At 47.4% G+C, this 12,829-nt stretch carries 8 protein-coding genes, 1 tRNA gene and 1 pseudogene; all 10 read right to left on the reverse strand.

From position 1 onward, the window contains the following. Positions 1-168: 168 nt before the first annotated feature. Positions 169-4,398, reverse strand: a complete 4,230-nt coding sequence (rpoC, locus tag ACO0K8_RS20455; protein ID WP_422948503.1) for a DNA-directed RNA polymerase subunit beta' — start codon at positions 4,396-4,398, stop codon at positions 169-171. Positions 4,399-4,613: 215 nt separating this feature from the next. Further along, positions 4,614-8,720, reverse strand: coding sequence for a DNA-directed RNA polymerase subunit beta (gene rpoB, locus ACO0K8_RS20460; protein WP_422948504.1), 4,107 nt, complete (start codon positions 8,718-8,720; stop codon positions 4,614-4,616). A gap of 287 nt (positions 8,721-9,007) precedes the next feature. Beyond that, the gene (rplL, locus tag ACO0K8_RS20465; protein WP_422948505.1) at positions 9,008-9,376 is read right to left on the reverse strand and encodes a 50S ribosomal protein L7/L12; all 369 of its coding nucleotides are present in this window, start codon (positions 9,374-9,376) and stop codon (positions 9,008-9,010) included. 51 nt (positions 9,377-9,427) lie between these two features. Next, a complete protein-coding gene (rplJ, locus tag ACO0K8_RS20470; RefSeq protein ID WP_126127946.1) occupies positions 9,428-9,994 on the reverse strand; it encodes a 50S ribosomal protein L10 in 567 nt (188 codons plus the stop codon). A gap of 298 nt (positions 9,995-10,292) precedes the next feature. Next, positions 10,293-10,988 (reverse strand): 50S ribosomal protein L1, encoded by a 696-nt coding sequence (gene rplA / locus ACO0K8_RS20475; RefSeq protein ID WP_422948506.1) that lies wholly within the window; start codon positions 10,986-10,988, stop codon positions 10,293-10,295. Next, positions 10,988-11,419 (reverse strand): 50S ribosomal protein L11, encoded by a 432-nt coding sequence (gene rplK, locus ACO0K8_RS20480; RefSeq protein ID WP_126127944.1) that lies wholly within the window; start codon positions 11,417-11,419, stop codon positions 10,988-10,990. The genes rplA and rplK overlap by 1 nt, the downstream gene beginning before the upstream one ends. 126 nt (positions 11,420-11,545) lie before the next feature. Continuing rightward, a complete protein-coding gene (nusG, locus tag ACO0K8_RS20485; RefSeq protein ID WP_422948507.1) occupies positions 11,546-12,139 on the reverse strand; it encodes a transcription termination/antitermination protein NusG in 594 nt (197 codons plus the stop codon). After that, a complete protein-coding gene (gene secE, locus ACO0K8_RS20490; RefSeq protein WP_422948508.1) occupies positions 12,139-12,522 on the reverse strand; it encodes a preprotein translocase subunit SecE in 384 nt (127 codons plus the stop codon). Before secE ends, nusG begins: the two co-directional genes overlap by 1 nt. A 36-nt stretch (positions 12,523-12,558) precedes the next feature. Further along, positions 12,559-12,634: transfer RNA gene (locus ACO0K8_RS20495), tRNA-Trp, on the reverse strand. Positions 12,635-12,709: 75 nt separating this feature from the next. Then, positions 12,710-12,829: pseudogene (locus tag ACO0K8_RS20500) on the reverse strand (elongation factor Tu); the annotation flags it as partial.

Consider the following 12,829-nt stretch of genomic DNA (forward strand, 5'->3'; position numbering starts at 1 on the left):
CAAATCCTTCTTGTCTAGGCGACGAGTCGAAGACAGTGCTTTAGCACGGCGAGGCGAAGGCAACAACGACATGAATGATTTAGAAATGGAATAAACATAAGAAAACGGCACCGGAGACTAGCTGCGGTGCCGTGGTATTACTTCAGTGTCGATTACGTCAGTACTGCTTTATGAAACTTCGCCATCAATCACGTCGGTAGCGGCAACTTCAGGCATAGGCGCGAAGATTGCTTTTTCAGCTTGCAACAAGGCTGCACGTTCTTCGGCTTCCCAAGTTTCTTTCAACTTGCGAGCGCGGTGGAAAGCCAAGCCTGTCCCGGCTGGTATCAGACGACCAACGATAACGTTTTCTTTCAAGCCACGCAGACTGTCGCGTTTGCCCATGATCGCAGCTTCCGTCAGAACCCGTGTGGTTTCCTGGAAAGACGCGGCAGAGATAAACGAATCAGTAGACAAGGATGCCTTAGTAATACCCAGCAAGATATTTTCATACGTTGCAGGGATACCGCCAGCGGCGATCACACGGTCGTTTTCGCCGAGCAAATCAGAACGCTCAACTTGTTCGCCCAAGATGTAATTCGCATCGCCTGGTTGAGTCACGATAACGCGACGCAACATCTGACGTACGATCACTTCAATGTGCTTGTCATTGATCTTAACGCCTTGCAAACGGTACACATCTTGAACTTCGTCAACGATGTAACGTGCCAGCGCTTCGATACCCAACAAACGCAGGATGTCTTGTGGATCGGCAGGACCGTCGACAATCATCTCACCCTTGTTGACGACTTGACCGTCATGCACCAGAACTTGTTTGTCTTTGGTAATCAGGAACTCATGCTTTTCGCCGTCCATGTCGGTGATTTCCAGACGCTGCTTACCTTTGGTTTCTTTACCAAACGCAACCGTACCTGTGACTTCAGCCAACATACCAGCATCTTTAGGCGAACGCGCTTCGAACAACTCGGCAACGCGCGGCAGACCCCCGGTAATATCACGTGTTTTTTGTGATTCAGTTGGGATACGCGCCAGGACTTCACCGACGTGAACTTGCTGACCGTCTTTCACGGTAATCAGTGCACCAACTTGGAAACCGATCGTTACAGCGTGTTCGGTGCCGGAGATCTTAACTTCTTCGCCTTGCTCGTTGAGCAGTTTAACCTGTGGACGCACTGTCTTACCTGCAGTACCGCGACGCTTAGCATCGATCGCCACCAGAGTAGACAAACCAGTCACATCATCGACTTGACGAGCAACAGTAACGCCTTCTTCTACGTTCTCGAATTTCACCGTACCGGTGTACTCGGTAATGATAGGACGGGTCAATGGATCCCAAGTTGCCAGGTTAGTACCGGCTTTGATGACCATACCGTCTTTAACGATCAGCATCGCACCGTAAGGTACTTTATGACGCTCACGCTCACGACCATGATCATCGGTGATCAATACTTCACCTGAACGGGAAATAACGATCTGTGCACCTTTGCCATTTGTTACATAACGCATGGTTGCAGTGAAACGGATAGTACCGTTAGATTTCGCTTCAACCGAAGACGCAATCGCAGCACGGGATGCAGCACCACCAATATGGAAAGTACGCATCGTCAACTGTGTACCTGGTTCGCCGATGGACTGAGCGGCGATAACACCGACTGCCTCACCCGCATTGACCATAGTACCGCGACCCAAGTCACGACCGTAGCACATTGCGCACAGACCGTAGCGTGTATCACAAGTAAGTGGAGTACGAACTTTAACTTCGTCGATACCCAGACGTTCGATTTCTTCAACCGCATCTTCATCCAACAAAGTACCGGCAGCATACAAAGTTGCCTGAGTTTCTGGATTAACCACTTCGTTCGCAGTCACACGACCCAAGATCAATTCACGCAAAGGTACGTTAACTTCACCTCCTTCAACGATCGCCTTCATCGACGCGCCATTCGCTGTACCGCAATCGTCTTCGATTACAACCAGATCTTGGGTAACGTCAACCAGACGGCGTGTCAGGTAACCGGAGTTCGCTGTCTTCAAGGCCGTATCGGCCAGACCTTTACGCGCACCGTGAGTGGAAATAAAGTACTGCAACACGTTCAGACCTTCGCGGAAGTTCGCGGTGATCGGTGTTTCAATAATCGAACCATCCGGTTTCGCCATCAGTCCGCGCATACCTGCTAACTGACGAATCTGTGCTGCAGAACCACGCGCACCGGAATCGGCCATCATATAAATGGCATTGAAGGATTCTTGTGTACCGTGAGTACCATCGCGACGGATAACGTCTTCGACTTTCAATCTATCCATCATGGCTTTACCGACGTCATCACCGGTTTTACCCCAGATATCGACAACCTTGTTGTAACGCTCGCCGGCAGTAACCAGACCGGAAGCATATTGCTGTTCGATCTGTTTAACTTCGTGTTCAGCAGCTGCCAACAAGGTGACTTTTTGTGGCGGTACCAACATATCATCGATACAGATAGAGATACCGGCACGTGTCGCCAGGCGGAAACCCATTTGCAACAACTGATCTGCAAAAATAACCGTAGCACGCAGACCGCACTTACGGAAAGAGGTATCGATCAGCTTAGAAATTTCTTTCTTTTTCAAGGCACGGTTCAGTACCGAGAAAGGCAAACCTTTAGGCAGAATCTCAGACAGAATCGCACGACCAACTGTGGTTTCGTAGCGGGTAACTGTTTTGACGAATTCGCCAGTTGCAGCATCTTTTGGATACTCGGTAATACGCACTGTAATGCGCGTCATCAGTTCGACTTCCTTGTTGTCCCAAGCGCGAATCGCTTCGGAAACATCAGGGAACATCATGCCCTCGCCCTTACCGTTGATTTTCTCACGGGAAGCGTAGTACAGACCCAACACGATATCCTGGGAAGGAACGATAGACGGTTCGCCGTTAGACGGGAACAGAATGTTGTTCGAAGCCAGCATCAGTGTGCGTGCCTCCATCTGTGCTTCCACAGACAAAGGAACGTGAACCGCCATTTGATCGCCATCGAAATCGGCATTGAATGCGGCACAGACCAGTGGATGCAACTGGATCGCTTTACCTTCGATCAGGACCGGCTCAAACGCCTGAATACCCAAACGATGCAGCGTTGGCGCACGGTTCAACATAATCGGATGTTCGCGGATGACTTCTTCCAAGATATCCCAAACCACAGGCTCTTGAATCTCTACCAGTTTCTTGGCGGCCTTGATGGTTGTTGCCAGACCCATCAATTCAAGTTTATTGAAAATGAAAGGCTTGAACAGTTCCAGCGCCATTAACTTAGGCAAACCGCACTGATGCAATTTCAGTTGTGGACCAACCACGATCACTGAACGACCAGAATAATCGACGCGCTTACCCAACAAGTTTTGACGGAAACGGCCGCCTTTACCTTTGATCATCTCAGCCAGAGATTTCAGCGGACGCTTATTCGCGCCTGTCATGGCTTTACCGCGACGACCATTATCTAGCAGCGAATCGACCGCTTCTTGCAACATACGCTTTTCGTTGCGTGTGATGATTTCTGGTGCGCGCAATTCCATCAGGCGCTTCAGACGATTATTACGGTTAATCACGCGACGATACAAATCGTTCAGATCGGAAGTCGCAAAACGACCACCATCCAAAGGTACCAATGGACGCAACTCTGGCGGCAACACTGGCAACACTTCCATGATCATCCAGTCTGGCTTAATGCCAGAACGTTGGAACGCTTCCAACACTTTCAGACGCTTGGAGTATTTCTTGATCTTCGCTTCAGACTTTGATTCTTTGAGTTCAGTACGCAGAGTTTCGGCATCACGGTCGATGTCAATAGAACGCAGCAATTCGCGGATACCTTCGGCACCCATGAATGCGGTGAATTCATCACCGTGCTCTTCGTATTTGGCAGCGTAATCGTCTTCCGACATGATCTGACATTTTTTCAGCGGAGTCATGCCTGGATCGGTGACTACATAGGCTTCAAAATACAGAACGCGTTCGATATCCCGCAGTGTCATATCCAAAACCATACCCAGACGGGATGGCAGGGATTTCAAAAACCAGATGTGCGCAGTTGGGCTAGCCAACTCGATGTGGCCCATGCGCTCACGACGCACTTTTGCCAGAGTAACTTCGACGCCACACTTTTCGCAGACTACACCACGATGCTTGAGGCGTTTGTACTTACCGCACAGGCATTCGTAATCTTTAATCGGGCCAAAAATTTTGGCGCAGAACAGACCATCGCGTTCAGGCTTAAAAGTACGATAGTTGATGGTTTCCGGCTTTTTAACTTCGCCGTAGGACCATGAACGGATTTTTTCTGGGGACGCAAGACCAATTTTGATCGCGTCGAATTGTTCGTTAGGCTGAACTTGCTTGAATAAATCTAGCAGTGCTTTCATGTCTATCACTCCAGTGTAGCGTGAGAAAACGCTTGGTGATTAAGGTATTACCAGGTTTGTCTTCGCAGTAGACCCTGTTCGCATCAGCGGGAGAGCCCTGTTTTTCAATCGGGTTCCGCTCATACCGGGAACGAAAACTTTCCTAACGGCTATATATACTAATGCCGCCACCCGGCAAATCACCCGGTGGCGGCGTTACTTCAATTACTTTACTATCAGTTACGATCGAGATCGATGTCGATACCCAGCGAGCGAATTTCTTTAACCAAAACGTTAAAGGATTCTGGCATACCGGCTTCAATCACGTGATCACCTTTAACGAGATTTTCGTACACTTTAGTACGTCCATTTACGTCATCTGATTTGACTGTCAACATCTCTTGCAAGACATAAGACGCGCCGTATGCTTCCAATGCCCAAACTTCCATCTCACCGAAACGCTGACCACCGAATTGTGCTTTACCGCCCAATGGTTGTTGCGTGACCAGAGAATAAGGACCAGTCGAACGAGCATGCATCTTGTCATCAACCAGATGGTGCAATTTCAAAACGTGCATGTAACCGACAGTGACATTGCGTTCGAAGGACTCACCAGTACGGCCATCATACAAAGTGACTTGATTCTTGGAAGGCGTCATACCAAGTTGTTTAGCAATCTCATCTGGATAAGCCAGATCGAGCATGCGGCGGATTTCTGCTTCATCAGCGCCATCGAAAACTGGAGTGGCAAATGGCACACCGTTTTTCAAATTGCCTGTCAACGTCAAAATTTCAGCATCGGACAAACCATCGATATCTTCAACTTTGCCAGATTCGTTATAAATCTGCTTCAGGAAGCCACGTAACTCTTCGATCTTGACTTTCGCTTTCAGCATTTCGCCTATACGTATGCCCAAACCTTTAGCAGCCCAGCCCAAATGCACTTCCAAGACCTGACCAACGTTCATCCGTGAAGGAACACCCAATGGGTTCAACACGATGTCTGCTGGTGTACCGTCAGCCATGTAAGGCATATCTTCAATCGGAACAATGCGAGAAACCACACCTTTGTTACCGTGACGACCCGCCATTTTGTCACCAGGTTGCAAGCGACGCTTAACAGCCAGATAAACCTTGACCATTTTTTGTACGCCAGGTGGCAACTCATCGCCTTGGGTCAACTTGGTACGTTTTTCTTCAAACGCCAGATCAAATTGGTGACGCTTCTCAGCGATGGAATCCTTGATGGCTTCCAAAGACTTTGCAGTATCGTCATCGGCAGGGCGAATATCGAACCAATGATATTTATCCAGATCGGCCAGATATTCCTTGGTAACGCTACTGCCTTTTGCCAATTTCGCTGGACCACCGTTAGCGACCTTGCCAGTCAACATACGCTCAAGACGTTCAAATGCATCGCCTTCAACAATACGCATCTGATCGTTCAGATCCAGACGATAGCGTTTCAGTTCATCATCGATGATCTGTTGCGCGCGCTTGTCGCGTTGTATGCCTTCGCGTGTGAACACCTGAACGTCGATAACAGTTCCAACCATACCTGAAGGTACGCGCAGGGATGTATCTTTAACGTCAGAGGCTTTTTCACCGAAAATCGCACGCAGCAGTTTTTCTTCTGGTGTCAGTTGCGTTTCGCCTTTTGGCGTAACTTTACCAACCAGAGTATCACCAGCCGTGACCTCAGCACCGACGTAGACGATACCGGCCTCATCCAGACGGGCAAGTTGATTTTCCGCCAGGTTAGAGATATCACGAGTGATCTCTTCAGCACCCAGCTTAGTATCACGCGCAACTACCGACAACTCTTCAATATGAATTGAAGTGTAACGATCATCAGCTACAACTTTTTCGGAGATCAAAATCGAATCTTCGAAGTTATAACCGTTCCAAGGCATAAACGCGACCAGCATGTTTTGACCCAAGGCCAATTCACCCAAATCTGTCGATGCACCATCCGCCAAAACGTCACCTTTGGTAACCAGATCGCCGATCTTGACGATAGGACGTTGGTTGATATTGGTGTTCTGGTTCGAACGTGTGTACTTAATCAGGTTGTAGATATCAACACCGACTTCGCCTGCAGTCGCTTCCGCATCATTGACGCGAATAACGATACGACCAGCATCGATATAATCAACTTTACCACCACGCAAAGCTTGTACTGTAGTACCAGAATCGACCGCAACTGTGCGTTCAATACCTGTACCTACCAAAGCTTTTTCTGGACGCAAACATGGCACAGCTTGACGTTGCATGTTGGCACCCATCAAGGCACGGTTCGCATCATCGTGTTCGAGGAAAGGAATCAAAGATGCCGCCACCGAGACAACCTGGCCAGTCGCAACGTCCATGTACTGTACGCGCTCAGGAGAGACCAAGATGGTTTCACCAGCTTGACGAGCAGAAACCAATTCATCTGACAGACTGCCGCTATTATCGATAGACGCATTCGCCTGTGCGATGATGTAGCGACCTTCTTCAATTGCAGACAAATAATCGATCTGTGTCGTGATTTTGCTATCGACAACCTTGCGATATGGGGTTTCAAGGAAACCGTATTCGTTCAGACGCGCATACAAAGCCAGCGAGTTGATCAAACCGATGTTTGGTCCCTCCGGTGTCTCAATCGGGCAAACACGGCCATAATGCGTAGGATGTACGTCACGCACTTCAAAACCAGCGCGCTCACGTGTCAAACCACCAGGACCCAAGGCAGAAATACGACGCTTATGCGTGATCTCGGACAATGGATTGGTTTGATCCATAAACTGTGACAATTGTGAAGAACCGAAGAACTCACGAATGGCAGCAGAGATCGGCTTGGAGTTAATCAAATCATGCGGCATCAAGTTATCCGCTTCAGCTTGACCCAAACGCTCTTTAACTGCGCGCTCTACACGAACCAGACCGGCACGGAATTGATTCTCGGCCAATTCACCGACGCAACGTACACGACGATTACCCAAGTGATCAATATCATCGACTTCACCGCGACCATTGCGCAATTCAACCAAAATTTTGATCACTGCCAAGACGTCTTCATTTGACAAAGTCATCGCGCCAGTCAGTTCATCGCGACCAATACGGCGATTGAACTTCATACGGCCGACAGCTGACAAATCGTAACGATCTTCGTTGTAGAACAAGCCGTTAAACAGAGATTCTACTGAATCTTCTGTTGGCGGTTCGCCAGGGCGCATCATGCGATAGATAGCAACACGCGCTGCCATTTTATCGGCAGTATCATCAGCGCGCAGAGTCTGAGAAATATACGAACCCTGATCCAAGTCATTTGTATACAGAGTTTGAATATCGCTGACTTTTGCATCGCGCAGACGCGCCAACAATTCTTCTGTTAACTCGTCATTCGCATTGGCAACTACTTCGCCAGTTTCTGCGTCAACGATGTTCTTCGCCAAAACGCGACCAAGCAAGTAATCTTCAGGAACCGAAATATGCTTGATACCTGCAGCTTCAACTTCACGCACATGCTTGGAATTAATACGTTTGTCTTTAGCGACTATCACTTTTCCTGTTTTGTCGACGATGTCAAAACGGGCAACCTCACCGCGCAGACGCTCAGCGACAAATTCCATCTCTGCGCCATCGCTGTGCAGATTGAAATTATCGAAAACAAAGAAATTCGCCAAGATCTGTTCGTTGCTCATGCCGATAGCACGCAACAATATCGTCACAGGCATCTTACGACGTCTGTCGATACGGAAGAATAAGATATCTTTTGGATCGAATTCAAAATCTAACCAAGACCCACGGTAAGGGATGATCCTTGCTGAGAACAGCAATTTACCGGATGAATGTGTCTTGCCGCGGTCGTGCTCAAAGAACACACCAGGGGAACGGTGTAACTGAGACACGATAACGCGCTCTGTACCGTTAATCACGAATGAACCAGTCGTCGTCATGAGTGGCAATTCACCCATGTAAACTTCTTGCTCTTTCATTTCTTTAACGACAGGTTTAGTTGGCGATTCTTTATCCAAAATCACCAGACGTACTTTGGCACGTAAAGGTGACGCAAAAGTAAGCCCGCGCAATTGACATTCCTTGACATCAAATGCAGGGTCACCTAAAACGTAGGATAGGAATTCGAGGCGAGCGAACCCATTATGCGACACGATCGGAAATATCGACGTGAAGGCAGACTGCAAGCCCTCATTTTTGCGTGAAGACGGTGCATTGTCTTGTTGCAAAAAACTATGATATGACTCGAGCTGGGTCGCCAGCAGGAACGGAACGTTGTGAACGTTAGCGCGTTTCGCAAAAGATTTACGAATTCGCTTCTTCTCAGTAAATGAGTAGTGCATGGACACTCCGTGAGTGACAAAAAAGGATGGAGAATTCAGGATTCAAGCAATAAAATATAATTCATAAAAATCTACAAACTCTATTTTTCCTACATGAAACCTCAAGTCTCAGCCCTTAATTGTTATAACTAAGCTTCAAACCAACGACTGGGCAATTACGACTTTGCCTCAGAAGCAACTAAACAAACCTCAGAACGACAAAGAAGCCAAAGAGGAACCCTCTCTTTGAAGAGGATTCCAATCTTTGACTCTGACGAATCAAATAGATTCGCCATGCTGTATCAAGATTACTTGATTTCAGCTTTCGCGCCTGCTTCTTCCAGCTTTTTCTTAGCTGCTTCAGCATCTGCTTTAGTAACAGCTTCTTTAACTGTTTTTGGTGCGCCATCAACTACGTCCTTAGCTTCTTTCAAGCCCAGACCTGTCAATTCACGAACTGCTTTAATAACGCTAACTTTGTTTGCGCCAACTTCTGTCAACACTACGTTGAATTCAGTTTGCTCTTCTACTGCAGCCGCTGGACCAGCAGCTGGACCAGAAGACATTGCAGCAGCGGATACACCAAATTTTTCTTCGAATGCTTTAACCAGGTCGTTCAGATCCATTACGGACATCGCGCCTACGGCTTCCAAGATATCGTCTTTGCTAATTGCCATTTGAAACTCCAATTTATAAATTACATTGATTCGGTATTGACGAAAAAAATCTTATTCTGCTGCAGCTTCAGTTACTTCAGCTGCTACGGCTTCAACAGCCTCGGCAACTGCAACTGGTGCTGAAGGATTTTCAGATTCTTTCTTAGCTGACAGAGCTGCCAGAGCACGTGCGAAGCCAGATACAGGAGCCTGCATCATACCCAACACTTGTGCCAACAGAACTTCACGGCTAGGAATGCTTGCCAATGCGATAACGCCAGCTTTATCCAGCGACTTACCAGCATAGTTACCTGCCTTAACAACTAGTTTGTCATTGCTTTTTGCGAAGTCTTGTATAACTTTAGCAGCAGCAACAGCATCTACCGAGATCGCATAGATCAACGGACCAGTCATTTCAGAACCGAGGCTTGCAAATACAGTGCCTTCAACAGCGCGACGAGCTAATGTATTTTTCAATACACGCAGGTACACACCTTCAGCACGTGCAGCAGCACGTAGTTTCGTCAAGTGACCGACCTGGATGCCACGGTATTCAGCTACGACGATAGTCTGTGCAGTTGCTACTTTTGCAGAGACTTCAGCGACGACGGCTTTTTTGTCATTCAGATTGAGACTCACGGTCAACCTCCAATTATGATAATTAGTCTTCACACCGGGATGATGTGATTTCCTCATATCGTTTCGAACACGGCGTCCGAAGTTAGGAGTTGCACTGGCGGGCCAGTATGTAACTACAAAACTTGATCGGGTACACCATCTGCGTTGGGTGCCTTAGATCGCTCCTTGGCAAATTAACTTTGTTTATCAAAAACATAAACGCGGCCCAACGGTCTTTGACACTCTGCCCAACCTAAAAAGTCAGACAGCCCAAAGATGCGCTGGATGCTAATTATCAGCATCCAGACTTAATTTTTACTTATGCAGACAAATTAATGTGATCTACGCGCACACCAGCACCCATAGTGGATGAGATGGAAATTTTACGCAGATAAACACCTTTGCTGGAAGTCGGTTTTGCTTTATTCAAAGCTTCAACCAAAGCCAACAAGTTAGATTTCAAATCAGCATCAGCGAAGGACTTACGACCTATCGTTGAGTGAATGATACCGGCCTTATCAGTACGATATTGCACTTGACCAGCTTTTGCATTTTTAACCGCAGTAGCAACGTCAGGAGTTACAGTACCAACTTTTGGATTTGGCATCAAACCACGTGGACCCAAGATCTGACCCAAAGTACCAACGATACGCATAGTATCTGGAGAAGCGATAACGATATCAAAAGGCATGTCGCCAGCTTTGATACGCTCAGCCAAATCTTCCATACCGACGATATCAGCACCAGCAGCTTTAGCTTCTTCAGCTTTAGCGCCTTGTGCAAATACGGCTACACGCACAGTCTTACCTGTGCCTGCTGGTAATACAACTGCGCCACGGACAACTTGGTCAGACTTCTTAGGATCAACACCCAGCTGAACTGAAACGTCGATAGATTCGTTGAATTTCGCAGTTGCGCATTCTTTGATCAAAGCGATAGCATTGTCAAAGGAGTAGGCCTTCAGGCGATCAACTTTAGTTGCAAGCAACTTTGCTTTTTTAGATAACTTAGCCATTACAGTCCCTCTACCGTGATACCCATGGAGCGTGCTGAACCAGCGATAGTACGCACTGCTGCGTCCATATCGGCGGCTGTCAGATCGGCGCGTTTTGCGGTCGCGATCTCTTCAGCTTGCTGACGAGTGATTTTACCAACTTTATCTGTATGAGGTTTCGCTGAACCTTTAGTGATACCAGCTGCTTTTTTGATCATGTAAGTTGCAGGAGGAGTCTTCATCACGAAAGTGAAAGACTTATCCGCAAATGCAGTGATCACAACTGGAATTGGCATACCTGGCTCTACACCTTGAGTCTGCGCGTTAAACGCTTTGCAGAATTCCATGATGTTCAAACCACGTTGACCCAAAGCTGGGCCGATCGGTGGAGATGGATTTGCTTTACCAGCTGGAACTTGCAGCTTGATAAAACCAATGATTTTCTTTGCCATGATGGCTCCTTCATTAAATGAGTAGTAGCGCCCTCCGAAATAATTCCTTATTTTGAAGGGCTCCTCTTTGTTACGCTTTACCGGTTTTTGCTAGACATCAGCATGGCACCAGGCAACCAGAATTTTTTAAACCTTCTCGACTTGAGCAAAGTCCACATCGACAGGTGTGGAGCGACCAAAGATTGTAACAGAAACGCGCACTTTTGACTTCTCATAATTCACTTCTTCAACATTTCCATTGAAATCAGCGAACGGACCGTCTTTAATACGCACAACTTCACCTACCTCATACAAAACTTTTGGCCTTGGTTTTTCAACACCATCTTGCATTTGCTGCAAGATCTTATCAACCTCATGCTGAGGGATAGGCGCTGGCTTATTCGATTTCCCACCGATAAAACCTGTTACTTTGCTAGTATTCTTAACCAAATGCCAAGTATCGTCAGTCATTTCCATTTCGACGAATAAATAACTCGGGAACAATCTACGTTCAGTAACTGCTTTTTTACCGTTTTTTACTTCAATAACTTCTTCCGTCGGAACCAAAATCTGGCCAAACATTTCAGTCATCTCAGCGCGCTCTATGCGCTCTGTCAATGCGCGCTGAACACTTTTCTCCATACCGGAATAAGCATGCACTGCGTACCATCTTTTTGCGCTTTTAGGCACAGAAACCGTAGGCTCTGCGCCTTGCAAATCTTCCTGAATGTTATCGCTCATTATTTTTTCCATCCAAGAAGTACGTCATACAACAAGAAGCCGATCAACTTATCCGCACCCCAAAGAAACAGCGCCATCACCAACACAAAGCCAAACACGACAGCAGTAATTTGCCCAGCCTCTTTGCGCGCCGGCCAAACCACTTTTTTAGTTTCACGTACAGCTTCTTTTGCAAAAACAAAAAATTCACGACCAGCATCTGAGCTCGACGCCAAAACCACTGCAATCAGCAAACCCACAACCAGCGCGGCAACGCGCACATAGGAAGCTTGATTTACCAACATATAATAGGCAGCAACGCCAGCAACCGCAGCGACGATAGCCAAAACAACTTTGTACTTATCTTGGGAGGTGCTTACGGTTTGAATAGGATGGTTAGACATACTTAATTTACTTTCGGTGCCCTGCGACCACGATGGTGGCAGGGGCGGTAGGAATCGAACCTACAACCTTCGGTTTTGGAGACCGACGCTCTGCCAATTGAGCTACACCCCTACGGCTTGGAACTACTAGAATTAATACAGCGACCCGAATGGGTCGCCATATTTACTTCACTTACAACAACTGCTATTAAGCAGGAATAATCTTAGCAACAACACCAGCACCAACAGTACGACCACCTTCACGAATCGCGAAACGGAGACCTTCTTCCATCGCAATCGGGTTGATCAACTTAACAGTGATGGAGAC

It is taken from the genome of Undibacterium sp. Ren11W (assembly GCF_049340485.1).
Classification (GTDB): Bacteria; Pseudomonadota; Gammaproteobacteria; order Burkholderiales; family Burkholderiaceae_D; genus Undibacterium.